This window comes from Acidovorax sp. SUPP3434, assembly GCF_030159015.1.
Lineage (GTDB): Bacteria > Pseudomonadota > Gammaproteobacteria > Burkholderiales > Burkholderiaceae_C > Paracidovorax.
The window spans coordinates 79,368-105,497 of record NZ_BQXL01000007.1 but is presented as its reverse complement, the minus strand read 5'-3'; the positions used below and the strand labels follow the sequence as shown (position 1 = coordinate 105,497).

The following is a 26,130-nucleotide window of genomic DNA, read 5'->3' as shown; positions in this document are numbered from 1 at the left end:
ACGAAGGGTTGAAAATATACTGGGGTACAGTATCTCTCACCATGACGGTCATGACCCAAAACCCTTCCGCCAACGCCCCCCTCGCAGCCGGCTGGCAGCACCCCCATGTCTTCAGCCAGGGCAATCCCCTGGCCGAGCGCAACACCCGCTGGGCGGTGGCGCTGACGGTCGCCATGATGGTGGCGGAGATCGTCGGCGGCTGGGCCTTCGGCTCGATGGCATTGCTGGCGGACGGCTGGCACATGGGCTCGCATGCCCTGGCGCTCGGGCTGTCCGCCGTGGCGTATGCCGCGGCCCGGCGCCACGCGAGCGATGGCCGCTTCGCCTTCGGCACCTGGAAGATCGAGGTGCTGGGCGGTTACACCAGCGCCATCCTGCTGCTGCTCGTGGCCGGGCTCATGGTCTACCAGTCGGTGCAGCGGCTCGTGGCCCCAGCGCCCATCCAGTATGAGCAGGCCGTATTCACGGCCGCGCTCGGACTGGCGGTCAACCTGGCGTGCGCCTGGCTGCTGCGGGGCGGGCATGCGCACCACGCACACCACTCGCACCACGAACACCCTGCGCATGAAGGCCACGGCCACGGCCACAGCCATGGGATGACGCCAGCCGATCTGAACCTGCGGTCGGCCTACCTGCACGTGGTGGCCGACGCTGCCACGTCGGTGCTGGCCATCGCCGCACTGTGCGGGGGGCTGCTGTGGGGCGCCGACTGGCTCGACCCGGCCGTGGGCCTGCTGGGCGCGGCCCTGGTCGCGGGCTGGGCCTGGGGGCTGCTGCGCGATACCGGGCGGGTGCTGCTGGACGCGGAAATGGACGCGCCCGTGGTGCAGGAAATCCGCGATGCGATCGCCGCCAGCCCCATTCCCGCCAGCGTGTGCAACCTTCACGTGTGGCGCGTCGGGACGGGCCTGTATGCCTGCATCCTGTCGCTGTCCACGGCCCATCCGTCCGTGGCGCCCGACTTCTTCAAGCGCCTGCTGAGCGTGCACGAGGAACTGGTACACGTCTCCATCGAGGTGAACCGGGCCGACACCTCCGGCCGACCCCACTGACCCGGCTGCGCACCAACGCGGGCATCCGCGACGGCACCGCCCATGCTCAAAGGTACTTGAGCCAGGCGATGTCTCGCCGCCGCGCCTTGAAGGCCCCGAAGGCCTTCACCGCTGGGTACAGCGCCACGGCCAGGACGGCCGTGCACAGCCAAACGGCCCACATGGCGTCGAACCCGAAATACGCGCCCTGGGTCTTGCCCCACACGGCCACCGCCGCGAGGTAAAGCAGCTTGAGCACGTACAGGTGCAGCAGGTAAAAGAACATGGGCGCGGCACCGAACCCCGCCAACACCCGCAGCCCGGCCCCGGGCCGCGCCCGCTCGAACGCCCGCAGCACCAGCAGGCCGACGCCGAGCGTGAGCGCGACGAACAGCAGCGAAGGCGGGTATTTGGTCACGTTGAGAAACGACATCGCGGTGGCCAGGGCCGTGTCGCCCGCCACCCAGGGCTTGTCGCCGTACACGTTCCACCAGCGCAACACGGCAAACCCGGCCAGCAGGCCCGTGCCCCAGGCCAGCAGGCGGCGCTGCCGCGCGCCCGCATCCGTGGACGCCAGGAACCAGGGTCCGGCCGCATAGCCCAGCGCGATCACACCGATCCAGGGCAGCAGCGGATAGGAAGTGCGCAGGCGCAGCGATTCGCCCACTTCGATCCAGCCGCGGTCGTGCAGCACCGCCCAGGGAATGTGCAGCGCATGGCCGACCGGAAAATGCAGCCCGTCGAGCAGGTTGTGCCCGGCCACGATCACCACGCCCAGGGCGATCAACACGGTGCGCGGCAGCCACAGCAGCGCGGCCAGGGCCAGCATGCTCAGGCCGATCACCCAGATCACCTGCAGGTACACCACCTGGGGCGGCCACTGGAAGGTCCAGGCAAAGTTCACCAGCGTGAGTTCCAGCGCGACCAGGAAGAACCCACGCTGGAGCAGGAACACCGAGGCCGCCCCCCGGCCTCCGCCCTGCCGTGAACCATACAGGCAGGCGGACAGCCCCGTGAGAAACACGAACACCGGCGCGCACACGTGGGCCAGCAGCCGGCTTGCGAACAGGTCGGGCGAGGTGGCCGCGACGACCATGGGGTCGCTGACCTGGTGGTGCAGGAAAAAGGTTTCGCGCACGTGGTCCAGCAGCATGAACAGGATGACGAGCCCGCGCAGCGCGTCGATGGACTGCAACCGCGCGGAGGCGGGGCCAGCGTTGGGGGAAGGCAGGGAGCGGTCGATGGGCATGGAAGGGGTGGTGCGATGCCGGCATGGCCCTGGACTGCCGAGCGGTGGCGCTGTGGCGGCAGGAGCGATCCTTTGACGGCAAGTGGGCGAAAAGGCGCGATTGTGCCCGTTCGGGACAGGCCCGCTGCAATGCGCCTTCCCTCGGGGCCAAAACAAAGGTGCGTTCTGTGGGCTCATCTAAGGGGTCCATCCGGCGGCAGTGCGATGCGCACCCGGATCGACAACATGTAAAGCCCTTTTTCAGACCAGGCCATCCGCTGGCATTGCAGCATTCTTATGAAGAGCCACTATTGATTGGTCCGGGACGGGTGGACAGATCCCACGCAGCGAAGCCGCCTCTCGCCACCAAAAACCAAAGAAAAAGCCCTCGCAAGCATTGCTTGCGAGGGCTTCCATTTGGCGGAGTGGACGGGACTCGAACCCGCGACCCCCGGCGTGACAGGCCGGTATTCTAACCAACTGAACTACCACTCCTGGCAGGCAGCGTTTGCTTGTGAAAAGACACAAGCCAAGTGCTACAAACTTGGCGACCCTACGGGGATTCGAACCCCGGTACTCACCGTGAAAGGGTGATGTCCTAGGCCTCTAGACGATAGGGTCAAAACCTGGGAACTAACCGTTCTCTAACTCTCAGTGGTGGAGGTAAACGGGATCGAACCGATGACCTCTTGCATGCCATGCAAGCGCTCTCCCAGCTGAGCTATACCCCCACTTTCTTCGGCATTCACCAAAGAAAAACCCTTGCACATCCAAGACCTGCAAGGGCTTTGACTGGCGGAGTGGACGGGACTCGAACCCGCGACCCCCGGCGTGACAGGCCGGTATTCTAACCAACTGAACTACCACTCCTGGCAGGCAGCGTTTGCTTGTGAAAAGACACAAGCCAAGTGCTACAAACTTGGCGACCCTACGGGGATTCGAACCCCGGTACTCACCGTGAAAGGGTGATGTCCTAGGCCTCTAGACGATAGGGTCAAAACCTGGGAACTAACCGTTCTCTAACTCTCAGTGGTGGAGGTAAACGGGATCGAACCGATGACCTCTTGCATGCCATGCAAGCGCTCTCCCAGCTGAGCTATACCCCCACTGAATGACCACATTCACACTGTGACTGTCATCATTTCCTGAGCCTTGAATTATAGACAGGTTTTTAAGGCTTCAGCAATCTCGCTGCGATTTTTTCGCGGCCTACGAGTTCGAGCACCGCATCGACCGATGGCGTGTGGGCCGTTCCCACGGTCAGCACGCGCACCGGCATGGCCAGTTGCGGCATCTTGAGCGAATGGGCGGCCAGCACTTCCTTGAAGGCGGCAGCGATCGCCACCTTGTCCCACGTGCAGGTGGCCAGGGCCTGCGCCAACGCGCCGATGGCAGGCCACACGGCTTCGGTCACGTGCTTGGCGTACTCCTCGGGGTTGGGCGCCACATCGCCGTAGAAGACGAAAGCCCAGTCCGCCAATGCCACGGTCGTGTCGCAACGGTCCTTGAAAAGCGCGCAGATGCGCGGAAGGCGACCATCAGCCAACTCTGCCGCAGAAACGCCCCGCTGTTCCAGCCGCGGCGCCACGAGGGCGGCCAGGGCGTCGTCCGCCATGGCTTTGAGATGCTGCGCGTTCACCCACCGCAGCTTGGCTTCGTCGAACTGGGCGGCGCTGCGCCCCAGATGGTCGAGATTGAACCACTGCAAGAATTGCTCGCGGCTGAAGATCTCGTCGTCGCCGTGGCTCCAGCCCAGGCGGGCCAGGTAGTTCACCATGGCTTCGGGCAGATAGCCTTCGTCCCGGTACTGGGTCACGGGCTTGGCGCCATTGCGCTTGCTCATCTTCTCGCCCTGCTCGTTGAGCACGGTGGGCAGGTGGGCATACACCGGCGGCTGCTTTCCGAGGGCCTCGAAAATGTTGATCTGGCGCGGTGTGTTGTTGACGTGGTCGTCCCCACGGATCACGTGGGTGATCGCCATGTCGATGTCATCGACCACCACGCAGAAGTTGTACGTGGGCGTGCCATCGGGCCGCGCGATCACCAGATCGTCGAGCTCGTCGTTGCGGATCTCGATGCGCCCCTTGACCTTGTCGTCCCAGACGACGGAGCCGCCCAGCGGATTGCGAAAACGCAGCACCGGCTGCACGCCCTGCGGCACGTCCGGCAGGGTCTTGCCGGGCTCGGGGCGCCACGTGCCGTCGTAGCGCGGCTTTTCCTTGGCCTGCATCTGCCGTTCGCGCAGCGCGTCGAGTTCCGGCACGCTCATGTAGCAGGGATAGACATGGCCGGCCTCCTGCAACTGGGCCAGCACTTCCTTGTAGCGGTCCATGCGCTGCATCTGGTAGAACGGGCCTTCGTCGGGCTGCATGCCGAGCCATTCCATACCTTCCAGAATCACGTCCACGGCGGCCTGGCTGGACCGCTCCAGGTCGGTGTCCTCGATGCGCAGGATGAAGTCGCCACCCGTTGCGCGGGCGAACGCCCAGGGGTACAGGGCGGAGCGGATGTTCCCCAGATGGATGAACCCCGTGGGCGAGGGAGCGAAACGCGTGCGAACGCGCTGGGTCAGGTTGGCTTCGGTCATTGCAGGGTATCCAGGCCGCGCGCGAGGTCGGCCTTCAAATCTTCGATGTGTTCCAGCCCGACCGCCACGCGGATCAGGCCTTGCCCCAGGCCGGCGGCCTGGCGCTGCTCTTCGGTCAGGCGGCCATGCGAGGTGCTGGCGGGATGGGTGATGGTGGTCTTGGTGTCGCCGAGATTGGCCGTGATGCTGCACACCCGCGTGCTGTCGATCACATGGAATGCCTGTGCACGGGCCGAGGCCGGATCGCCCTCTTTCACCTTGACGTCGAACGACAGCACGGCGCCGCCGAGGCCGGATTGCTGGTGCATGGCCAGCGCATGCTGGGGATGGGACGCCAGGCCCGGGTAGTACACGCGCGCCACATGTGGATGCGATTCGAGCCAGTCGGCCAGCTGCAGCGCGTTGGCGCTCTGCGCCTTCATGCGGATGGACAAGGTTTCCATGCCCTTCAGAACCACCCATGCATTGAAGGGCGACAGGTTCATGCCCGCGCTGCGGATCATGGGCGCGAGCTTGTCGTCGATGAGCGCGCGGGGTCCGCACACGGCCCCCGCCATCACCCGGCCCTGTCCGTCGAGGAACTTGGTGCCCGAGTGCAGGACCAGATCCGCCCCCCATTTGGCGGGCTGCTGCAAGGCGGGAGAGGCAAAGCAGTTGTCCACGGCAAGCAGCACGCCGGCTTCATGGGCGATGTCGGCCAGCGCCTGGATATCGCACAGATCGGTCAGCGGATTGGTGGGGGTTTCCGCAAACATGAGCCGCGTTTCCGGGCGCAGCGCGGCCTTCCATGCGGCCGCATCGGTCTGCGGCACGAACGTGGTCTGCACGCCGAAACGCGATAGCTCTCCGCCGATGAGCTTGATGGTCGAGCCGAACATCGACCTGGAGCAGATCACATGGTCGCCGGTCTTGAGCAGTGCCAGGCACATGAGCAGGATGGCCGACATGCCGGTGGCGGTGCCGATCGCGGATTCGGTGCCTTCCAGGGCGGCCAGGCGCCGCTCGAAGCTCGTGACCGTGGGATTGCCGGTCCGGGTGTAGGTGTAGCCCTCTTCCTCGCCGGCAAACCGGCGCGCCGCCGTCGCCGCGTCGGGCTGCACGAAGCTGCTGCTCAGGTACAGCGCCTCGGAATGCTCGCCATACACGCTGCGGGGAATGGCTTCGCGCACCGCCAGCGTGTCGGGGTGCAGGCCTTCGGGAAGGGTTCGGGCATTCAAGGGGGAGTTCATGGCGTGAAGATCCAAGCGAATAGCGGTCAGGCGTCCTGCGCGTTGGGCAGGGCCAGGCGGGAAGTGTCTTCCTCCTGCGGCTCCTCCACGCCTACACGCCCTTCGTTCAGCCGCGCGATGTCCTGCGCGGTGATGTCGCCTGTGACGTACACGCCGTCGAAGCACGAGGCGTCGAAGCCTTCGATGCGCCCGTTCAGGGCGCCGACCGCCTTCTTCATGCCGTTGACGTCCTGATAGATCAAGGCATCGCAGCCGATGGACTGCCGCACTTCTTCGACCGTGCGGCCATGGGCCACCAGTTCATTGCTCGTGGGCATGTCGATGCCGTACACGTTGGGATAGCGCACCGGCGGCGCGGCGCTGGCCAGGTAGACCTTGCGGGCGCCCGCGTCGCGCGCCATCTGCACGATCTCGCGCGAGGTGGTGCCACGCACGATGGAGTCGTCCACCAGCAGCACGTTGCGGCCCTTGAACTCGCTGGCGATGACGTTCAACTTTTGCCGCACGGACTTCTTGCGAACGCCCTGCCCCGGCATGATGAAGGTGCGCCCCACGTAGCGGTTCTTCACGAAGCCCTCGCGGTACGGAATGCCCAGCAAATGCGCCAGTTGCGTGGCGCTCGGGCGGCTCGATTCCGGGATGGGAATGATCACGTCGATCTCGCTGGGCGGCACCGTGGAGACCACGCGCTTGGCCAATGCCTCGCCCAGGTTCAGGCGGGCCTGATACACCGAGATGCCGTCCAGCACCGAATCCGGACGCGCCAGATAGACGAACTCGAAGATGCAAGGGTTGAGCTGCGGCGCATCGGCGCACTGCTGCGCATGCACCGTGCCGTCGTCCGTGATGAACACAGCCTCGCCCGGCTGGATATCGCGTTCGAACACGTGGTTGGTGCCTTCCAGGGCCACCGACTCGCTGCCGACCATCACGGTGCCTTCCGGGCTGCGGCCCATGCACAGCGGGCGGATGCCGTGGGGATCGCGGAAGGCGACCAGCCCGTGGCCGGCGATCAGCGCGATCACGGCGTAGGAGCCCTTGACGCGGCGGTGCACGGCACGCACGGCCGCAAACACGTCTTCGGTCTGCAGCGGCACACCGCGGGTGGCGCGCTCCAGCTCATGCGCGAACACGTTAAGCAGCACTTCGGAGTCGCTCTCGGTGTTGGTGTGGCGGTGGTCGGTCGAAAACAATTCGGCGCGCAGCGATTGCGCATTGGTCAGGTTGCCGTTGTGCACCAGCACCAGGCCGAAGGGGGCGTTCACGTAGAACGGCTGGGCCTCTTCCTCACTGTAGGCATTGCCCGCCGTGGGGTAGCGCACCTGACCCAGGCCGACCGTGCCCGGCAACGCACGCATGTTGCGCGTGCGAAACACGTCGCGCACCATGCCCTTGGCCTTGTGCATGAAGAACTTGCGCCCCTGCTGGGTGACGATGCCCGCCGCATCCTGGCCCCGGTGCTGCAGGAGCAGCAGAGCGTCATAGACCAGTTGGTTGACAGGAGCCGTGCTGACCACGCCGACGATTCCACACATATTCGCGTTCCATCCAAAGGCGGGCGATCCCGCAATAAAAAATCAGTGCAGCGCCACCGGGGTGGCGCCGCGTCCCTGTCATGAAGGCAGATGCCTTCCCAGCGCTGGCGGCAAAGCCGGCTTCAAAACTTCCAGCACACCCGTCAATATGGGGGCGGCCTGCGACTCTTTCCACCACAGCCCCTCCTGCAAGGGGGTCCACAGCACCACGAGCGATGCCGCCAGCAGCAGCACCATGCCCCGCAGGGCCCCGAACGCGGCCCCGAGCGTGCGGTCCACGGGGCGCAGGCCCACCGCCTCGATCAATTTTTTGGCCAGCCAGGCCAGGAATCCACAGGCAAACAGCGTGCCGATGAACGCCAGCGCAAAGCCCGCCGCATGCCGCACGGACTCGGCCGAATCGGAAATCGGCAGCCACCGCCCCACGTCCTCGGCCCACCACTGGGCCATGAAAAAGGCCATGACCCAGCCCGCCAGCGACAACACTTCATAAATCAGCCCGCGCCAGGCCCCCAGCACCAGGGACCCCAGCAGCACCGCCAAGAAAATCCAGTCCAGCGATGCCATGCACGCACGCGAGCCGTCGGCCGGCTACAGCGCCAGGACCGAAGCCGACAGGCCCAGGCCCTTCACGCGCGCAGCCGCCTTGTCCGCTTCGGCGCGGGAGGCATAGGGGCCGACCCTGACGCGGGTGCGTTTACCGTCCTTGGTGTCCACCACCTGGGTGTAGGTCTTGAGGCCGGCGCGCTCCAGCGACTGGCGCACTTCGCGGGCCTTGTCGGCATCGGCGAAGGCACCCACCTGCACGATCAGCCGGCCCTCTTCGCTTTTGGAGGCCGCCGCAGCCGGCGCCGGGGTATCGCGCCCTTCGAGCAAGGCCCGCGCACGCGCCGCGTCTTCCGAGCGCTGCGGTTTGGCCTCGGGCTTGGGTTCGGGTTTGGGTTCCGGCTTCGATTCGTGGACCTGAGGCTTGGGCTCCGGCCGGGGGGCCGGCTTGGGCTCGGCCCGCACCTCAGGCTTGGACGCCGCCGCAGGCGCGGGCGCAGGGGCATGCACCGGCGCAGACGCCGCCGGCTTGGGCGCGTTGCGGCTGGACGGCACGACCTCTTCGCCTTCGGCCAGGCCCCCGGCCGACGCTATGGCCGGGGCCGACGCTGCCGGACGGGCCGGCGCAGCCTCGGGCACCACCAGGGGCGCCACCTTGTTGCGATCAGGAATGTCGATGGGAATATCGACCGGAATGGGGCGCGGCTGGGTGTCGAACAGGATGGGGAAACCCACCACCCCCAGCAACACCAGCACCGCTGCGCCGATCAGCCGGTGCCGTGCGCGCCGACGCATGGCCTCGATGCTCTCGGCCTGGGCATTGCGCGAACGCTTGCCCGCGGGTTTATCGGGTTGCTCCTTGCTGCCGGGCCACCGAAACTTGAAAAATGCCATGGAGTGCAGAATCGTGCGGACCTTATGCGCCCAGATGCTTGGCCTGCAGGCGAGGCGTCCCGTTGGTCAGAACGCCGCCCACCGTGTAGAACGAGCCAAAGACCACGATTCTATCAGCCGGCTCCGCGGCATCGACGGCCGCCTGCAGTGCCTGCTGGGGGTCCACGTGCAGGCTGGTGGGCACGGTGCGGCGCCCCCCGGCCACGATCTGCAGGGCGTTCCATTTCTGCTGCAGGCCCGCGGCGCTCTCGGCGCGGGGCGTGGGCAGATCGGTGAAATACCAGCGGTCCACCAGCGGGCCGATCTTGGCCAGCATGGGGCCGAGGTCCTTGTCGGCCATGGCGCCCAGCACGGCATGCGTGGTGGGGAAGAACCCCATCGCGTCCAGGTTGGCGGTCAGCGCCGCCACCGAATGGGGGTTGTGCGCCACATCCAGAACCAGGGTCGGCTGGCCGGGAACGATCTGGAAGCGCCCGGGCAGCTCCACCATGGCCAGCCCGTTGCGCACCGCCTGCGCGGTGACCGGAAGCCGGTCGCGCAGGGCCTCGAGCGCTGCCAGGGCGCCGGAGGCATTGACGAGCTGGTTGGCGCCCCGCAAGGAGGGGTAGGCCATGCCGGCGTAGCGGCGGCCCCGCCCGGCCCAGCTCCACTGCTGCTTGTCGCCCGAAAAGTTGAAGTCATGGCCGAAGCGCCACAGGTCGGCGCCGATCTCCAGCGCATGGTCGAGCACGCTCTGCGGCGCCATGGGATCGCTCACCACCACGGGACGGCCCGTGCGCATGATGCCGGCCTTCTCGCGCCCGATGGTTTCGCGGTCGGGCCCCAGGAATTCGGTGTGGTCGATGTCGATGCTGGTGATGACGGCGCAGTCCGTGTCGATCACGTTGGTGGCATCGAGCCGCCCGCCCAGGCCGACCTCGAGGATGGCCACATCCAGCCGCGACAGGCTCATGAGCCGCAGGATCGCCAGGGTGGTGAACTCGAAGTACGACAGCGAGATGTCCTCGCCGTCCAGGGTCCTGGCGCTTTCCACGGCGGCGAAGTGCGCGATCAGATCCGAAGCGGCGACGATTTCGCCGTGGATGCGGCACCGCTCCTCGAAGTGCACCAGGTGCGGCGACGTGTACACCCCGGTGCGGTAGCCCGACTGCAGCGCCACCGCTTCGAGCATGGCGCAGGTGGAGCCCTTGCCGTTGGTGCCGGCCACGGTGATGACCGGGCAGTCGAACCGCAGATCCATGCGCCGGGCCACGGCACGCACGCGGTCCAGGCCCATGTCGATGTTCTTCGGGTGCAGGCGCTCGCAATGGCCGAGCCAGCCTTCCAGGGTGTCGAAATTGGTGTGCATACGGGGCCGGATTGTCGCCGAGCGCGGCTTGCACGATGATCTGCGCCATGAGTACCCCCACCCGTACCCCCGCCCACGCCGCCGCCCGCCTGGACACCACCGTGCTCTACGGCATTCCCAACTGCGACACCGTCAAGAAGGCCCGCGCCTGGCTCGCCGCCCAGGGCGTTGCGCACCAGTTCCACGACTTCAAGAAGCAGGGCGTGCCGGCCGATCGCCTGCCGCATTGGGCCGATGCGGTGGGCTGGGAAAAGCTGCTCAACCGCCAGGGAACGACCTGGCGCAAGCTGGATGCGGACACCCAGGCCGCCGTGCACGACGCGGGCAGCGCCACCGAGGTGATGAAGGCGCAGCCCAGCGTCATCAAGCGCCCGGTCGTGGAATGGGCGGACGGCCGCATCACCGTGGGTTTCAACGAAGCCGATTGGAACGAAGCCGCCACCGCGCGCTCCAAGCCCTGAAACGGCACAAATCTTTACCCAGATTTACGGCCCCCGGCTGCAGGCTTGACACGGCGACCCTAAACTTTTTCTCAGCCTGATGCGTTGTACACCGACCGAAAGGAGCTTCTCCATGAAGAAAATCATCTTGTTGACCGCGCTGGCTGCCGTTGCAGCCAGTGCCAGCGCCCAGGAGCAGGGCCGCGTCCTCTCCGCCACCCCCATCACCGAGCAGGTGGCCATTCCCCAGCAGGTGTGCGGTAACGAAACCATCTACGGCGAATCCCGGCCGACCGGCGCCGGAGCCGTGCTGGGTGCCATCGCCGGCGGGGCCACCGGCAACGCGATCGGCAAAGGCAGCGGCCGCGCCGCCGCCACCGCCATCGGGCTGATCGGCGGGGCCGTGCTGGGCAACAACATCGAGGGCACCCGGCCCGAGTACCAGAACGTGCAGCGCTGCTCCACCCAGACGTACTACGAGAACCGCACCATGGGCTACAACGTGCTCTACGAGTACGCGGGCCGCCAGTACACCACCCGCACGCAGCACGACCCGGGCGCCTGGATTCCCGTGAGCGTGCAGCCCATCGCCAGCGCGCCGCCGGCCCCCGCCTACTCCGGCGGCTACGCCCAGCCGGGCGTGGTGGTCTCCACCTACCCTGGCCCGCCCGCCTACGTGACGCCCCCGTCCACCACGGTCATCGAATACCACGACAGCTACGGCCGCCCCTACTACCCACCCCGCCCGCGCGATCCCTACTGGCGCTGAAGGGACCACCGGCCGGACGGCCAACGCATCCAGCAGGGAGCCTTCGGGCTCCCTTTTTCGTGGGGCGCGCCTTCGGCACGGCGTTTTGGGGCGCCGCCTCGCACGGGGAACGGGGGCCGGCCGCAGCGTTCAACCTAGAATCTTCGGTTTTCCCCCTTCCTCTTCCTTTCAAGCGCATCCATGACCACCGAAACCATCGACGGCGTGTCCGTCACCACCCAAGCCAACGTGTATTTCGACGGCAAATGCGTGAGCCACAACATCACGTTTCCGGACGGCACGAAGAAATCGGTGGGCGTGATCCTGCCCGCCACGCTGACCTTCAACACCGGCGCGCCCGAGATCATGGAATGCGTGGGCGGCGAGTGCGAGTACAAGCTGGACGGCACCGACGCCTGGGTGAAGTCCGGCGCGGGCGAGAAATTCAGCGTGCCCGGCCAGTCGAAGTTCGAGATCCGCGTCGCCAGCGCCTACCACTACATCTGCCACTTCGGCTGAACCGCAAGGCACCGCACATGGCCACCATCCTCCAGAACCTGCCCCTGAACCAGAAGGTCGGCATCGCCTTCTCCGGCGGTCTCGACACCAGCGCAGCGCTGCGCTGGATGAAGAACAAGGGCGCCCTGCCCTACGCCTACACGGCCAACCTGGGCCAGCCCGACGAGCCGGACTACGACGCCATCCCCGCCAAGGCGATGGAATACGGCGCCGAAAAAGCCCGCCTGGTGGACTGCCGCACGCAGCTCGCCCATGAAGGCATCGCCGCGCTGCAGGCCGGCGCCTTCCACATCAGCACGGCCGGCATCACCTACTTCAACACCACGCCGCTGGGCCGCGCCGTCACCGGCACCATGCTGGTGGCAGCCATGAAGGAAGACGACGTCCACATCTGGGGCGACGGATCGACCTTCAAGGGCAACGACATCGAGCGCTTTTACCGCTACGGACTGCTCACCAACCCTTCGCTCAAGATCTACAAGCCCTGGCTGGACCAGCTGTTCATCGACGAGCTGGGCGGTCGCGCCGAAATGTCGGCCTTCATGACGAAGGAAGGCTTCGGCTACAAGATGAGCGCCGAAAAGGCCTACAGCACCGACAGCAACATGCTGGGCGCGACGCACGAGGCCAAGGACCTGGAGTTCCTGAACAGCGGCATCCGCATCGTGAACCCCATCATGGGGGTGGCGTTCTGGAAGGACGATGTTCAGGTCAAGTCCGAGGAAGTGTCCGTGCGCTTCGAGGAAGGCCAGCCCGTCGCCCTGAACGGCGTCGAGTACAACGACCCCGTGGCGCTGATCCTGGAAGCCAACCGCATCGGCGGCCGCCATGGCCTGGGGATGAGCGACCAGATCGAGAACCGCATCATCGAAGCCAAGAGCCGCGGCATCTACGAAGCCCCGGGCCTGGCGCTGCTGCACATCGCCTACGAGCGTCTGGTGACCGGCATCCACAACGAAGACACCATCGAGCAGTACCGCATGAACGGCCTGAAGCTGGGCCGCCTGCTGTACCAGGGCCGCTGGTTCGACCCGCAGGCCATCATGCTGCGCGAGACCGCCCAGCGCTGGGTGGCGCGCGCCGTGACCGGCACGGTGACGCTGGAGCTGCGCCGCGGCAACGACTACTCGCTGCTCAACACCGAATCGCCCAACCTGACCTATGCGCCCGAGCGCCTGTCGATGGAAAAGGTGGAAGACGCGCCATTCAGCCCCGCCGACCGCATCGGCCAGCTGACCATGCGCAACCTGGACATCATCGACACGCGCCACAAGCTGGGCGTCTACGCCCAGTCCGGCCTGCTGTCGCTGGGCGGCAATGCCGCGCTGGCGCAACTGGGCGACGGCAGCGAGAAAAAGTAACGCCAGGCATCGAAAGGCCTCCAGCGCTACTGCCACATGCGCTGGCAGCTATGAAAACAAGAGCAACCGCCCCGCCACCCGGCCGGGCGGTTTTCTTTTTTTGGCAGGCGGCGCGGATTCCCGTCACAAACCGGCCCGGCCACCCGTCTTGAAGGCATGAACGCCGACACACCCCTCGCCCCGGACCCGCACATCGCCACGTTCCTTCAGCACCGCCCGCGCCTCATGGGCGTGGCCTACCGCATGCTGGGCAGCCGCGCCGATGCGCAGGACGTGCTGCAGGACGCCTGGCTGCGCTGGCAGTCCACGCCGGCCGAGCGCGTGCAGACGGCCGAAGCCTGGCTGGTGACCACCGTCACCCGCCTGTGCCTGGACCGGCTGCGCGCCACCCGCACCGAGCGCGAGGCCTACAGCGGCCCGTGGCTGCCCGAGCCCTGGCTGGACCGCGACGCCACCGCGCCGGCGGCCGATGCGCGCGCCGAACTGGCGTCCGATCTTTCCATCGCGCTGCTGGTAGTGCTGGAGCGCCTGTCGCCCGACGAGCGCGCCGCCTTCCTGCTGCACGACGTGTTCGACAGCGACTACGCCGAGATCGCCACCGTGCTGGACCGCAGCGAGGCCGCCTGCCGCCAACTGGTGCACCGCGCCCGCACCCAGGTGCGCCGCGAGAAGGTGCGCTTTTCGGCCACGCCGGACGCCGCGCGGGCCCTGCTGCACCGCTTCATGGACGCAATGCGCGCCCAGGACCACGGCGCCCTGCTCGCCCTGTTCGCGCCGGGCGCCACCTGGACGCCCGATGCGGGCGGCAAGGTCCAGGCCGCCACCAAGGTGGTGCGCGGCCCCCGGGCCCTGGCCCGGCTGGCGGCGGGCCTGTGGCGCGTGTACCTGGGCCACCTCGCCGTGCAGGAAGTGCAGATCAACGGCACGCCGGGCCTGGTGCTGCGTGAGGGCGGCACGCCGCGCGTGGCGCTGGCCTTGCAGACCGACGGCACGCACATCCACGGCATCTATGCCGTGCTGAACCCGGACAAGCTGCGCGGGCTGTAGGCCCCGCCGCCGCCCGGTCCCCTTTTCCCGCTCCGTTCCCGATGGCATGGCACCCGCGCCGGGTGCGGGCCGCGCCATGGGCCACGGTTTTCCCACCCGCTCCTTCCTTCAACCACCCACCGCCACGAAAGGCATCCCATGTCCCACGCCCGCATCGACCTCATGACAAACCATCCCGCCACCGCGAACGCCATGATGGCGCTGGAGAACCAGCTGCGCGCCGGCGCGCTGCCCCTCGCCCTCAAGGAACTGGTGAAGATGCGCGTGTCGCAGATCAACGGCTGCGCGTTCTGCATCGACCTGCACGTGGGCGTGGCCCGCCGGCATGGCGAGACCGACCGGCGCCTGCACCTGCTGGCGGCCTGGCGCGAGGCCGGCCTGTTCGATGCCCGCGAACGCGCGGCGCTGGCCTGGGCCGAATCGCTGACCCGCCTGGCCGCCACGCAGGACGTGCCGGACGCGGTCTATGACCTGGTGGCGGCGCAGTTCTCGGAGGCGGAGATCGTCGAGCTGTCGCTGGCCGTCGTCGCCATCAACGGCTGGAACCGGTTCCAGGTCGCCTTCCGCGCGCCACCGGCGGGCGGCGCCGGCGTCTGAGCGCCCCGTTCGGGCTTCCGCACCGGAAATCAGAGCCAAATCGGCTTGATGCCCTAGTCAAATATGCCACCAGTGCTATCAATAACATAGCAATTTCTCTGCGGCGGCCTTGCAGCCGCTTCGCGGCAGAACCGGCCGCACGCGCCGGGCCTAGACCACCACCGGCTCCGGCTCCAGCCGGATGCCGAAGCGCTCGTACACGCTGGTCTGGATGGCCTTGGCCAGCGTCATCACCTCGCCGCCGGTCACGCTGTCGGCGCCCCGGCCGCGGTTGACCAGCACCAGCGCCTGCTTTTCGTACACGCCGGCCTTGCCCACGCTCTTGCCCTTCCAGCCGCAGGCATCGATCAGCCAGCCCGCCGCCAGCTTGATGGTGCCGTCGGGCATGGGGTAGTGCACGATGCGCGGCTCGCGGGCGATGATGTCCGAGCACTGGTCGGGCGTCACCGTGGGGTTCTTGAAAAAGCTGCCGGCATTGCCCACCACGGCCGGGTCGGGCAGCTTGGCGCGGCGCACCTCGCACACCCATTCGAAGATCTGTTGCGCCGTGGGCTCGGCCACCCCGGCCTCGGCCCGCTTGCGCTCCAGGTCCAGGTAACCCAGCTCGGGCTTCCAGGGCTTGGGCAGGCGAAAGCGCACGTGCGTGATGGCCGCGCGCCCCGCCAGGCCCATGCCGCGCGGCGCGCTGCCCTCGGCGGCGCCCGCGGGGGCGGCGGGGGCCTGGTGCTTGAAGACGGAATCGCGGTAGCCGAACGCGCACTGGGCGGCATCGAGCGTGAACGGCTGGCCCGTCGCCAGGTCGATGGCATCCAGGGAATCAAAGCGGTCCTGCAGTTCGACGCCGTAGGCGCCGATGTTCTGCACGGGCGCCGCGCCCACGGTGCCGGGAATGAGCGCCAGGTTTTCCAGGCCGGGAAAGCCGTGCGCCAGGGTCCAGGCGACGGCGTCGTGCCAGGACTCGCCGGCACCGGCCTCCACGATGAAGGCCTGGGCGGTTTCCTGCACCAGCCGCAGGCCCTTGATCTCCATCTTGAGGACCACGGGCTTCACGTCGCCCGTGAGGACGATGTTGCTGCCGCCGCCCAGCACGAAGACGGGCGAGCCCGCCAGCTGCGGGTCGGACACCAGGGCGCGCACGTCCTCGACCGCGCGGGCGCGCACCAGCGTGTGGGCGCGGGCCACGATGCCGAAGGTATTGCAGTGCTGCAGGGGAGCGTTTTTCTCGACTAACATCGACCGGATTGTCGCACCCGGCCCCTTTTCGCGGCCGGGTTCTCCCCCAGTTTCCGAGAGTGATGCCATGCCTTCTTTTGACACCGTTTGTGAAGCCAACCTCGTAGAAGTGAAGAACGCGGTCGAAAACACCGCCAAGGAAATCGGCACGCGCTTCGACTTCAAGGGCACGTCCGCCGCCATCGAGATCAAGGACAAGGAGATCACGCTGTTCGGCGATGCCGACTTCCAGCTCACCCAGGTGGAAGACATCCTGCGCAACAAGCTCACCAAGCGCAACGTGGACGTGCGCTTTCTCGACATGGAAAAGCCGCAGAAGGTCGGCGGCGACAAGGTCAAGCAGGTCGTGAAGGTGCGCAACGGCATCGAGAGCGAGCTGGCCAAGAAGATCCAGAAGCTCATCAAGGAAAGCAAGCTCAAGGTGCAGGCCGCCATCCAGGAAGAGAAAGTGCGCGTGACCGGCGCCAAGCGCGACGACCTGCAGGCGGCCATGGCCCTGCTGCGCAAGGAAGTGGTGGACATTCCTCTGTCGTTCGACAACTTCCGCGACTGACATCCCGCCGCCCGCTCCCCCGTCACCCGTCACCGCCTCGCCCCCGGCTTTCCTGCGATGCTCCTGCGCGCCATCCCGCTCGCTGCCGCCCTGGCGCTTGCGCCATGGCAGGCGCACGCCCAGGCGGTGGCGCTCACCGGCATCCTGGGAGCCAAGGCGCTGCTCGTGGTCAACGGCGGTGCGCCGCGCGGCGTGGGGCCGGGCGAGAGCCACCAGGGTGTGAAGGTCGTCTCGGTGGGGCGCGACGAGGCCGTGGTCGAGCTGGCCGGCGTGCGCCGAACGCTCGTGCTGGGCGAGGCCCCGGTGAGCGTGGGCAGCCGGGGCGCCGCCCCGGGGCGGCGCGTGGTGCTCACGGCGGACAGCCGGGGGCATTTCGTGAACAGCGGCACCATCAACGGCCGACCGATGCAATACCTCGTGGACACCGGCGCCAGTACGGTGGCCATCGGCCAGCCCGAGGCGGACCGCATGGGCCTGGCGTACCGGGGCGGGCAGCCCGTGATGCTGGGCACCGCCAACGGCACGGCCCAGGGCTGGCGCATCAAGCTCGATTCGGTGCGCATCGGCGATGTCGAGGTGCTCGGCGTGGACGCGGTCGTCACGCCCCAGGCCATGCCTTTCGTGCTGCTGGGCAACAGTTTCCTGAACGAGTTCCAGATGAGCCGCGTCAACGACCAGATGGTGCTGGAAAAGCGCCCCTAGCCCGCGCCCCATGTCCCTCAGCCATCCCACCGCCGGCGAGCCGTCCGACAGCGAATACGAAGACCTGCTCGGCCTGTGGTCGGACCTGGAATCCGCCCTGGCGGTGATCCTCTCGCGGCCCCTGCAGGTGCACGACTTCCCCGCCAAGGTGCGCCAGTGCGACCGATGGCTGCAGGAGCTGGTCGAGCACGACATCGACGCCGCCCTGTACCTGATGTTCCAGCTGGCCTCCACTTCCACGGTGGGCTACAGCGCATCGCATGCGCTGGTGTGCGGCACCCTGTGCCACATCCTCGCACGCGAGCTGCAGTTGCCCTCCCTGGAGCGCGACAGCCTGGTGCGGGCCGCGATCACCATGAACATCGGCATGACCGCGCTGCAGGACGAGCTGGCCAGCCAGCGCGAGCGGCCCAGCCCCGCGCAGCAGGAGGCCATCGAGGCGCACCCGCTGCGCAGCATGACCCTGCTGGAGCAGCTGGACGTGAAGGATCCGCTGTGGCTGGACGTCGTGGGCCAGCACCATGCGCCGTTGGCCGAGACGCAGCCGCTGGCGGGCATGCCCGCCGAGGACCGGCTCAGCCGCATCCTGGGGACGATCGACCGCTACGCCGCGATGATCAGCCCGCGCAAGTCGCGTGCGGGCCGCAGCGCCACGGATTCGGTGCGCGCCATCGTGGGCCAGGACGTAGACCGGCGCGACGAAGTCACCTATGCGCTCGTGCGCGCCGTCGGACTGTGCCCGCCTGGCACCTTCGTGCGGCTGGACAACGGCGAGACCGCACTGGTGCTGCGCCGCAGCGAGAAGGTCAACTCCCCCTTGGTGGCCAGCCTGCTCGACCGCGATGGCGAGCACCTGGCCCAGCCCCGGCTGCACCAGACGGCCAGTGGCCGGCCGCGCATCCAGTCGGCGCTGGCTCGGCCCGCGGTGAAGGTGGAGATCAACCATCGCACGCTGGTGCGCCTGGGCCACTATGCGGCCCAGCACAGCAGCGGGCTGATGGGGTTGGTGAGCACGGCGGGCCGGCCCTGACCGGGGCCCCGCCCTGCTCCGTTCGATCAGGGCTTTTTCTTCTTCTGGCCCAGCCGGGATTCGGTGCCGGCCATGAGGCGGCGGATGTTTTCGCGGTGCCGCCACACCAGCAGCGCCGACATGGCGGCGATGGCCACGCCGATGGTCGCGTCGGTGTACCAGAGCACGCCGCCGAACATCACGTAATACAGCGGCGCGAACACCGCCGCCGCGAGCGACGCGCCCGACGAGTAGCGAAAGAAGAACGCGATGATGACCCAGGTCAGCAGCGTGGCCAGTCCCAGCCATGGGCTGATGCCGACCAGCACGCCCAGCGCCGTGGCCACGCCCTTGCCGCCCTCGAAGCGAAAGAACACGGGCCACAGATGCCCGAGGAATGCCGCCAGGCCCACCAGCGCCACGGTGCCGTCCTCCAGGCCATAGGGCTTGCCGAAGGCCTGCACCAGCACCACGGGCAGCCAGCCCTTGACCGCATCGAGCAGCAGCGTGATCACGGCCGCGGCCTTGGAACCGGAGCGCAGCACGTTGGTGGCGCCGGGGTTCTTGCTGCCATAGGTGCGGGGATCGTTCAGGCCCATGGTGCGGCTCACGATGACGGCGAACGACAGCGAGCCCAGCAGGTAGGCGGCCACGGTGGCCAGGAGGCAATAGACGGTGGTCAAGGTAGGAATTCCTTCAGGATGCGGGCGCTACGAGAAGCCGGTGGCCGGCGCCCCGAAGGCGCGGCCCCGGTTCGGCGGGGCGGCCTATTCTGCCAGCGCGCACTGCACCGGCTTGGCACCGAGCTGCTGCACGCACACCTGCGGATCGATCTGCACCAGAAAGCCCCGGCGCCCGCCGTTGATGGCGATGTGCGGCAGCGCAAGGATGCTTTCCTCGATGTACACCGGCATGTCGCGCCGCGTGCCGAACGGCGAGGTGCCGCCCAACAGGTACCCGCTGTGGCGGTTGGCCACCTCGGGCTGGCAGGGCTCGACCGACTTGGCGCCGATCTGGCGGGCCAGGTTCTTGGTGGACACCTTGCGGTCGCCATGCATGAGCACGATGAGGGGTTTCGCATCCTGGTCCTGCATCACCAGCGTCTTGACGACGACGTGCTCGTCCAGCCCCAGGCTGGCCGCGCTGTGCGCGGTGCCGCCGTGCTCCACGTAGTCGTACGGATGCTCGGTGAAGGGCACGCCCTGGCGCCGCAGCCACTGGGTGGCCGGGGTTTCGCTCACATGGGCGGCCTTGGCGGCCTTCTTGCTCACAGTGCCGGGTCTCGCAGTTCCCAGCGCACCGCGTCGATGGCCGCGAGCAGGTCGGGCGAGAGCACCGTGCCCCAGGCATCGAGGTCTTCGTCCAGCTGGGCCAGCGAGGTCACGCCGATGATGGTGCTGGCCACCTGCCACTTGGTGTAGCAGAACGCCAGCGCCATCTGCGTGGGCGTGAGGCCGTGCTCGCGCGCCAGCGCGTTGTAGCGGCGCGAGGCCTCCAGCGCCTCGGGCCGGCCCCAGCGCTGCTTGCGCACCGATTCGTAGCTGGCGATGCGCGCGCCCTTCGGCGCATCGGCGCCGGTCGTGCCGCTGGCGTCGTACTTGCCCGTCAGCAGCCCGAAGCCCAGGGGCGAATACGCCAGCAGCGACACGCCCAGGCGGTGGCAGGACTCGTCCATGCCGTTTTCCCAGGTGCGGTTGATGAGGCAGTACGGGTTCTGCACCGTGGCCACGCGCGGCAGGCCGTGCTGCTCGGCCAGCCGCACGAACTCGTGCACGCCGTAAGGCGTTTCGTTGGACAGGCCGATGGCGCGCACCTTGCCGGCCTGCACCAGCCCGGCCAGCGCCTGCAGCTGGTCGTGGATGGGCGTGGCCGAGGTTTCCTTGGCGGGGTCGTAGTAGACCGTGCCGAACGCGGGCACGTGGCGCTCGGGCCAGTGGATCTGGTAGAGGTCGATCACGTCGGTCTGCAGGCGGCGCAGGCTGGCGTCGCACGAGGCCACGATGTCGGCCGGGGTCATTCCCTTGCCTTCGCGCACCCAGGGCATGCCGCGCGAGGGGCCCGCCACCTTGGTGGCCAGCACCGTCTTTTCGCGGGCGCCGGGGCGGCTGGCGAACCAGCGGCCGATGATGGTCTCGGTGGCGCCGTAGGTCTCGGCGCGCGCCGGCACGGCGTACATCTCGGCGGTGTCGATGAAGTTCACGCCCCGCTCCAGCGAGCGGTCGAGAATGGCATGGGCCGTGGCTTCGTCCACCTGTTCGCCGAACGTCATGGTGCCCAGGCAGATGGGCGTGACCTGGAGCGCGCTGGCGCCCAATGGGATTTTTTGCATGGGGAGAGGACCTACAAGCTGCGGATGGGCTGGGCAGAATAATGGATTTTTCCCGTTCCCGCAGCGAGCGCACCGCATGCCCGAAGGCCCCGCAGTCAGGGCCCCGAACGAGTGGCCGCCCGCTTGTCCCAGCCTTGACTGACGCCGCCGCGCCCTGCACGAATAATCGCCCGATGTACCAGCCCGCCCGCGCCTCCCAGAGCGAATTCGTCCCCGTCCGCACCCTGCAGTACCACGTTCGCCGCTGGAACGGCGAGGCGTCGCCCGCCTCCGCTTCCCCGTCTTCACCGTCTTCCCCTTCTCGGCCCCCGCTGGTGCTGATGCACGGCTGGATGGACGTGGGCGCCTCCTACCAGTTCGTGGTGGACGCGCTGTCTCAGGCGTTCTTCGCCGGCCGCACGGTCATCGCGCCCGACTGGCGGGGCTTCGGCCTGAGCCGCCTGCCGGCGCCCTGCGACCACTACGTGTTCGCCGACTACCTGGCCGACCTGGACCACCTGCTGGACCACTACGCGCCCGGCCAGCCGGTCGATCTGGTGGGCCACAGCATGGGCGGCAACGTGTGCATGGCCTATGCCGGCGTGCGGCCCGCGCGCATCCGCCGGCTGGTGAACCTGGAAGGCTTCGGCCTGCCGGCCACCACGCCCGACCAGGCCCCCCGGCGCTACGCGCAGTGGATGGACGAGATCCGGGCGCTGGAGCGCGGCGAGAAATCGCTCAAGGCCTACGACAGCGCCGACGGCGTGGCCCAGCGCCTCATCAAGACCAATCCGCGCCTGTCCGCCGACAAGGCCGCCTGGCTGGCCCGCCAGTGGGCCGCGCCCGACGCGCAGGGCCGCTGGCGCATCCTGGGCGATGCGGCGCACAAGATCACCAGCTCGCAGATCTACCGCGTGGAGGAAGCGCTGGCCCTGTACGACGGCATCACCGCGCCCACCCTCGCGGTGGAGGCCAGCGACGACAGCATGGGCCTGTGGTGGAAGGACCGCTACGACCTGCCCGAATACCACGCCCGCCTGCGCCACGTGCGCGATTGCCGCACCGCCGTGGTCCAGGACGCCGGGCACATGCTGCACCACGACCAGCCCGGCGCGGTGGCGGCGCTGATCGAGTCGTTCCTGAGCACTCCTGAATGAAACAGGCCGCCAGCGCATATTCCACTAGGGCATCTTGCTATCATTTTTGAAATAACGGCCCGTTTTGCGCCCCGGCAACGGGGCCGGCCGGCAGCGCCCTGCGCCCCGTGGAAGGGCATTGGGGGCGTGCGGCGCATCGCGTGAGAAAATCGCCGGTTATTCCACCGAACACTCAGGACACGCACCATGGACGCAGAACGCATCAACCTCATCGGCAACACCCTCTCCGACCTGACCGTGCGCACGCAAGAGTTACGGAGGTATCTTTGACTTCGATGCCAAATTCGAACGCCTGCGCACGGTAAACGCCTCGCTGGAAGACCCCACGGTCTGGAACGACCCCAAAAAGGCCCAGGAACTGGGCAAGGAAAAGAAGAGCCTGGACGGCGTGGTGCTCACGCTGGAGCGGCTCACGCGCGAGCTGGCCGACAACACCGAGCTCTTCGACATGAGCAAGGAAGAAGGCGACGACGACGGCCTGATGACCATCGAGGCCGAGACCGCCAAGCTCAAGCCCGAGATCGAGATGCTCGAGTTCCGCCGCATGTTCAGCAACGAGGCCGATCCGCTCAATTGCTTCGTGGACATCCAGGCCGGCGCCGGTGGCACCGAGGCCTGCGACTGGGCGGGCATGCTGCTGCGCCAGTACCTCAAGTACGCCGAGCGCAAGGGCTTCAAGACCACGGTGGAGGACGAAACCCCGGGCGACGTGGCCGGCATCAAGAGCGCCACGATCAAGATCGAGGGCGAATACGCCTATGGCCTGCTGCGCACCGAGACCGGCGTGCACCGGCTGGTGCGCAAGAGCCCGTTCGACTCGTCCGGCGGGCGCCACACCAGCTTCGCCAGCCTGTTCGTCTATCCGGAGATCGACGACTCGATCCAGATCGACATCAACCCGGCCGATGTGCGCACCGACACCTTCCGCGCCAGCGGCGCCGGCGGCCAGCACATCAACAAGACCGATTCGGCCGTGCGTTTGACGCACATTCCAACCGGCATCGTCGTTCAGTGCCAGGATGGCCGCAGCCAGCACAGCAACCGCGACGTGGCATGGCAGCGCCTGCGCTCGCGCCTGTATGACTTCGAGATGCGCAAGCGCCAGGAAGAGCAGCAAAAGCTGGAAGATACCAAGACCGATGTCGGCTGGGGCCACCAGATCCGCAGCTACGTGCTGGACAACAGCCGCATCAAGGACCTGCGCACCAACGTCGAAATCTCCGCCACCCAGAAAGTGCTGGACGGCGATCTCGACGCCTTCATCGAAGCCTCCCTCAAGCAGGGCGTGTAACGCGCCCGGAAAGCCCCAAGCCATGATGAGAGAAGGACACGCCACGGCCATCCACCGTGCCGACTACACCGCCCCCGCGTTCTGGATCGACACGGTGGACCTCACGTTCGACCTGGACCCGGCCAAGACCCGGGTGCTCAACAAGATGCGGCTGCGCCGCAATGCGGACGTGCCCGCGGGCGCGCTGCGGCTCGATGGCGACGAGCTGAACCTGGCGCGCGTGCTGGTCAACGGCGCAGGCACCTCGTTCAAGATGGAAAACGGCCAGCTGGTGCTGGAGAACCTGCCCGAGGGCCACGAGCCCTTCGACCTGGAGATCTTCACCACCTGCTCTCCGACCAAGAACACGCAGCTGTCGGGCCTGTACGTGAGCCAGGGCACCTTCTTCACCCAGTGCGAGGCCGAGGGCTTTCGGCGCATCACCTACTTCCTGGACCGGCCGGACGTGATGGCCAGCTTCACCGTGCTGCTGCGCGCCGACAAGGCCGCCTACCCGGTGCTGCTGTCCAACGGCAACCTGATCGACCATGGCCCGCTGGACGACGGCCCCAACGGCGCGCGACATTTCGCCAAGTGGCAGGACCCGCACAAGAAGCCCTGCTACCTGTTCGCGCTGGTGGCCGGCAAGCTCGTGGCGCGCGAGCAGCGCATCCGCTCGCGCTCCGGCGCCGACCACCTGCTGCAGGTGTACGTGCGCCCGGGCGACCTGGAGAAGACCGAGCACGCCATGAACTCCCTCATGGCCAGCGTGGCCTGGGACGAGGCGCGCTTCGGCCTGCCGCTGGATCTGGAGCGCTTCATGATCGTCGCCACCAGCGACTTCAACATGGGCGCGATGGAGAACAAGGGCCTGAACATTTTCAACACGAAGTACGTGCTGGCCAGCCAGGCCACGGCGACCGATGTGGATTTCGGCAACATCGAAAGCGTGGTGGGCCACGAGTACTTCCACAACTGGACCGGCAACCGCGTCACCTGCCGCGACTGGTTCCAGCTGTCGCTCAAGGAAGGCCTCACGGTCTTTCGGGACCAGGAGTTCAGCCAGGACCTGTCGGGCAGCCCCTCGGCCCGCGCCGTCAAGCGCATCGAGGACGTGCGCGTGCTGCGCACCGCGCAGTTCCCGGAAGACGCCGGCCCCATGGCGCACCCGGTGCGGCCCGACAGCTACGTCGAGATCAACAACTTCTACACCGTCACCATCTACGAAAAGGGTGCCGAGGTCGTGCGCATGATGCACACGCTGGTGGGCCGCGAAGGCTTCGCGCGCGGCATGAAGCTGTACTTCGAGCGCCACGACGGACAGGCGGTCACCTGCGACGATTTCGCGCAGGCCATCGCCGATGCCAACCCGGACAGCGACCTGGCCCGCCTGCTGCCGCAGTTCAAGCGCTGGTATTCGCAGGCCGGCACGCCGCGCGTGCAGGCCACGGGCGTGTACGACGCCGCCGCGCGCACCTACACGCTCACGCTGTCGCAAAGCCTCGCGCCCACGCCCGGCCAGCCGCTCAAGGAGCCCGCCGTGATCCCGGTGGCCCTGGGCCTGCTGGGCGCGGACGGCAACGCGCTGCCGCTGCAACTGGAGGGCGAAGCCGCCGCGGGCGGCGCGGACCGCACCGTGGTGCTGACCGAGGCCACCCATGCGTTCACCTTCGTGAACGTGGGCTCCCAGCCCGTGCCGTCGCTGCTGCGCGGGTTCAGCGCCCCGGTGGTGCTGGACATCGACTACAGCGATGCCGAGCTGCTCGCCCTGCTGGCGCACGACACCGACGCCTTCAACCGCTGGGAGGCCGGCCAGCGCCTGGCCCTGCGCATCGCTATTAAAACAATAGCGGACGAGGCAATCAATCCGCCGGCAGGCACACCTATTGAGCAACAGATCGTGCCCGACAGCTTCGTGGAGGCCATGCGCGGCGTGCTGCGCCACCCCGCGCTGGACGCGGCCTTCAAGGAACTGGTGCTCAGCCTGCCCTCCGAGGGCTACATCGCCGAGCACCTGGACGTGGTGGACCCGCAGCGCGTGCACGCCGTGCGCGAAGCGATGCGCGCGCAACTCGCCGTCGCGCTGCAGCCGGAGTGGGAAGCCATCTGGGCGCAGCACCACGACACGGGCGCCTACCGCCCCGATGCGATCTCGGCCGGCCGCCGCGCGCTGTCCGGCCTGGCGCTTTCCATGCTGTGCCTGGCGGCCCGCACCACGGGCGACAGCGTGTGGCCGGGCAAGGCGTACCAGCGCTTCAAGGACGCCGGCAACATGACCGACCGCTTCAACGCCCTCACGGCGCTGGTGTACAGCGGCCATGCCCTGGCCGAGCCGGCACTCGCGCGCTTTCACGCCCTGTTCAAGGACGAGGCCCTGGTGCTGGACAAATGGTTCTCGCTGCAGGCGGGCGCGCCCGACCGCGGCGGGCAGGTGCTGGCCGCCGTGCAGCAGCTCATGAAGCACGCGGACTTCAGCCTCAAGAACCCGAACCGCGCGCGCAGCGTGATCTTCAGCTACTGCAGCGCCAACCCCGGGGGCTTTCACCGCCTGGACGGCGCGGGCTACCAGTTCTGGGCCGACCGCGTGCTGGAGCTGGACACGCTCAACCCGCAGGTGGCGGCGCGCCTGGCCCGGGCGCTCGACCGCTGGAAGAAGCTGGCCGATCCCTACCGCGGCGCAGCGCGTGACGCCATCGCCCGCGTGGCGGCCAAGCCCGACCTGTCCAACGACGTGCGCGAGGTGGTCACCCGCGCGCTGGCCGACTGATCACGTCCAAAAATAGGAAAC

General features: G+C 67.7%; 24 protein-coding genes and 6 tRNA genes. 13 read left to right on the top strand and 17 right to left on the bottom strand.

The genetic code is table 11. The features are described from left to right. Positions 1-50 precede the first annotated feature (50 nt). Positions 51-1,052 carry a CDF family Co(II)/Ni(II) efflux transporter DmeF gene (dmeF, locus tag AVKW3434_RS13170; protein WP_284406193.1) on the top strand — a complete coding sequence of 334 codons (1,002 nt, stop codon included), beginning with the start codon at positions 51-53 and terminating at the stop codon, positions 1,050-1,052. Between the two features lie 46 nt (positions 1,053-1,098). Here dmeF and AVKW3434_RS13165 read toward each other — a convergent pair whose 3' ends face one another. From AVKW3434_RS13165 to folC, 13 genes are all read right to left on the bottom strand, one after another. Then, the gene (locus tag AVKW3434_RS13165; RefSeq protein WP_284406192.1) at positions 1,099-2,280 is read right to left on the bottom strand and encodes an acetyltransferase domain-containing protein; all 1,182 of its coding nucleotides are present in this window, start codon (positions 2,278-2,280) and stop codon (positions 1,099-1,101) included. A 397-nt stretch (positions 2,281-2,677) separates the two neighbouring features. Further along, positions 2,678-2,754 (bottom strand) — tRNA-Asp (locus AVKW3434_RS13160). 50 nt (positions 2,755-2,804) lie between these two features. After that, positions 2,805-2,880 (bottom strand) — tRNA-Glu (locus AVKW3434_RS13155). A gap of 34 nt (positions 2,881-2,914) precedes the next feature. Beyond that, a tRNA-Ala gene (locus tag AVKW3434_RS13150) sits at positions 2,915-2,990 on the bottom strand. 62 nt (positions 2,991-3,052) lie between these two features. Continuing rightward, a tRNA-Asp gene (locus AVKW3434_RS13145) sits at positions 3,053-3,129 on the bottom strand. A gap of 50 nt (positions 3,130-3,179) precedes the next feature. Next, positions 3,180-3,255 (bottom strand) — tRNA-Glu (locus AVKW3434_RS13140). A 34-nt stretch (positions 3,256-3,289) separates the two neighbouring features. Continuing rightward, a tRNA-Ala gene (locus tag AVKW3434_RS13135) sits at positions 3,290-3,365 on the bottom strand. Positions 3,366-3,430: 65 nt separating this feature from the next. After that, positions 3,431-4,846 carry a glutamate--tRNA ligase gene (gene gltX / locus AVKW3434_RS13130; RefSeq protein ID WP_284406191.1) on the bottom strand — a complete coding sequence of 472 codons (1,416 nt, stop codon included), beginning with the start codon at positions 4,844-4,846 and terminating at the stop codon, positions 3,431-3,433. Next, positions 4,843-6,075, bottom strand: coding sequence for an O-succinylhomoserine sulfhydrylase (locus tag AVKW3434_RS13125; RefSeq protein ID WP_284406190.1), 1,233 nt, complete (start codon positions 6,073-6,075; stop codon positions 4,843-4,845). The genes gltX and AVKW3434_RS13125 overlap by 4 nt, the downstream gene beginning before the upstream one ends. A 26-nt stretch (positions 6,076-6,101) precedes the next feature. Beyond that, positions 6,102-7,610, bottom strand: coding sequence for an amidophosphoribosyltransferase (purF, locus tag AVKW3434_RS13120; protein ID WP_284406189.1), 1,509 nt, complete (start codon positions 7,608-7,610; stop codon positions 6,102-6,104). A gap of 78 nt (positions 7,611-7,688) precedes the next feature. After that, on the bottom strand, positions 7,689-8,177 hold the full coding sequence (locus AVKW3434_RS13115) for a CvpA family protein (protein ID WP_272568564.1): 489 nt from the start codon (positions 8,175-8,177) through the stop codon (positions 7,689-7,691). Positions 8,178-8,201: 24 nt separating this feature from the next. Next, complete coding sequence (locus tag AVKW3434_RS13110; RefSeq protein ID WP_284406188.1) at positions 8,202-9,050, bottom strand: SPOR domain-containing protein; 849 nt, start codon at positions 9,048-9,050, stop codon at positions 8,202-8,204. Between the two features lie 22 nt (positions 9,051-9,072). After that, positions 9,073-10,398, bottom strand: a complete 1,326-nt coding sequence (folC, locus tag AVKW3434_RS13105) for a bifunctional tetrahydrofolate synthase/dihydrofolate synthase (protein WP_284406187.1) — start codon at positions 10,396-10,398, stop codon at positions 9,073-9,075. A gap of 47 nt (positions 10,399-10,445) precedes the next feature. On the opposite strand from folC, the gene AVKW3434_RS13100 reads away from it, so the two are divergent. The 6 genes from AVKW3434_RS13100 to AVKW3434_RS13075 all read left to right on the top strand — a co-directional run bounded on the left by AVKW3434_RS13100 (position 10,446) and on the right by AVKW3434_RS13075 (position 15,110). Beyond that, positions 10,446-10,859, top strand: coding sequence for an ArsC family reductase (locus AVKW3434_RS13100; RefSeq protein ID WP_284406186.1), 414 nt, complete (start codon positions 10,446-10,448; stop codon positions 10,857-10,859). A 112-nt stretch (positions 10,860-10,971) separates the two neighbouring features. Further along, positions 10,972-11,607: a glycine zipper 2TM domain-containing protein gene (locus AVKW3434_RS13095; RefSeq protein ID WP_284406185.1), complete on the top strand. Its 636-nt coding sequence runs from the start codon at positions 10,972-10,974 to the stop codon at positions 11,605-11,607. Positions 11,608-11,787: 180 nt separating this feature from the next. Next, complete coding sequence (gene ppnP, locus AVKW3434_RS13090) at positions 11,788-12,105, top strand: pyrimidine/purine nucleoside phosphorylase (RefSeq protein ID WP_284406184.1); 318 nt, start codon at positions 11,788-11,790, stop codon at positions 12,103-12,105. Positions 12,106-12,122: 17 nt separating this feature from the next. After that, complete coding sequence (gene argG, locus AVKW3434_RS13085) at positions 12,123-13,466, top strand: argininosuccinate synthase (RefSeq protein WP_272568543.1); 1,344 nt, start codon at positions 12,123-12,125, stop codon at positions 13,464-13,466. A gap of 156 nt (positions 13,467-13,622) precedes the next feature. Next, positions 13,623-14,513 (top strand): RNA polymerase sigma factor SigJ, encoded by an 891-nt coding sequence (gene sigJ / locus AVKW3434_RS13080; protein WP_284406183.1) that lies wholly within the window; start codon positions 13,623-13,625, stop codon positions 14,511-14,513. A 138-nt stretch (positions 14,514-14,651) separates the two neighbouring features. Further along, complete coding sequence (locus AVKW3434_RS13075; RefSeq protein WP_284406182.1) at positions 14,652-15,110, top strand: carboxymuconolactone decarboxylase family protein; 459 nt, start codon at positions 14,652-14,654, stop codon at positions 15,108-15,110. A gap of 150 nt (positions 15,111-15,260) precedes the next feature. Here the strand turns inward: AVKW3434_RS13075 and murB are convergent, their stop codons facing one another. Then, entirely contained in the window at positions 15,261-16,343 is a 1,083-nt protein-coding gene (murB, locus tag AVKW3434_RS13070; protein ID WP_284406181.1) for a UDP-N-acetylmuramate dehydrogenase, read from the bottom strand. Between the two features lie 67 nt (positions 16,344-16,410). Between murB and AVKW3434_RS13065 the strand changes: the two genes are divergently transcribed. Genes AVKW3434_RS13065 through AVKW3434_RS13055 form a run of 3 tightly spaced genes read left to right on the top strand, consistent with a single transcriptional unit; the run spans position 16,411 to position 18,628 of the window. Next, positions 16,411-16,896: a YajQ family cyclic di-GMP-binding protein gene (locus tag AVKW3434_RS13065; protein ID WP_284406180.1), complete on the top strand. Its 486-nt coding sequence runs from the start codon at positions 16,411-16,413 to the stop codon at positions 16,894-16,896. Positions 16,897-16,953: 57 nt separating this feature from the next. Next, positions 16,954-17,598 (top strand): retropepsin-like aspartic protease family protein, encoded by a 645-nt coding sequence (locus AVKW3434_RS13060; RefSeq protein WP_284406179.1) that lies wholly within the window; start codon positions 16,954-16,956, stop codon positions 17,596-17,598. A 10-nt stretch (positions 17,599-17,608) separates the two neighbouring features. After that, the gene (locus AVKW3434_RS13055; RefSeq protein WP_284406178.1) at positions 17,609-18,628 is read left to right on the top strand and encodes an HD-GYP domain-containing protein; all 1,020 of its coding nucleotides are present in this window, start codon (positions 17,609-17,611) and stop codon (positions 18,626-18,628) included. 26 nt (positions 18,629-18,654) lie between these two features. Here AVKW3434_RS13055 and plsY read toward each other — a convergent pair whose 3' ends face one another. From plsY to AVKW3434_RS13040, 3 genes are all read right to left on the bottom strand, one after another. After that, positions 18,655-19,290, bottom strand: coding sequence for a glycerol-3-phosphate 1-O-acyltransferase PlsY (gene plsY, locus AVKW3434_RS13050; RefSeq protein WP_272568532.1), 636 nt, complete (start codon positions 19,288-19,290; stop codon positions 18,655-18,657). An 84-nt stretch (positions 19,291-19,374) separates the two neighbouring features. Next, on the bottom strand, positions 19,375-19,878 hold the full coding sequence (locus AVKW3434_RS13045) for an aminoacyl-tRNA deacylase (protein WP_284406177.1): 504 nt from the start codon (positions 19,876-19,878) through the stop codon (positions 19,375-19,377). Continuing rightward, entirely contained in the window at positions 19,875-20,936 is a 1,062-nt protein-coding gene (locus tag AVKW3434_RS13040) for an aldo/keto reductase (protein WP_284406176.1), read from the bottom strand. The genes AVKW3434_RS13045 and AVKW3434_RS13040 overlap by 4 nt, the downstream gene beginning before the upstream one ends. Positions 20,937-21,109: 173 nt before the next feature. Here AVKW3434_RS13040 and AVKW3434_RS13035 point away from each other — a divergent pair, with 173 nt between their 5' ends. The 3 genes from AVKW3434_RS13035 to pepN all read left to right on the top strand — a co-directional run bounded on the left by AVKW3434_RS13035 (position 21,110) and on the right by pepN (position 26,109). Further along, entirely contained in the window at positions 21,110-22,072 is a 963-nt protein-coding gene (locus AVKW3434_RS13035; protein ID WP_284406175.1) for an alpha/beta fold hydrolase, read from the top strand. Between the two features lie 186 nt (positions 22,073-22,258). Continuing rightward, positions 22,259-23,363 (top strand): peptide chain release factor 2 gene (prfB, locus tag AVKW3434_RS13030; protein ID WP_272552141.1). Its coding sequence is split into 2 segments (ribosomal slippage): positions 22,259-22,339 and positions 22,341-23,363, totalling 1,104 coding nucleotides; the frame shifts between segments, so codons are not numbered across the junction. Positions 23,364-23,388: 25 nt separating this feature from the next. Next, a complete protein-coding gene (pepN, locus tag AVKW3434_RS13025) occupies positions 23,389-26,109 on the top strand; it encodes an aminopeptidase N (protein WP_284406284.1) in 2,721 nt (906 codons plus the stop codon). The last annotated feature ends 21 nt before the right edge of the window (positions 26,110-26,130 follow it).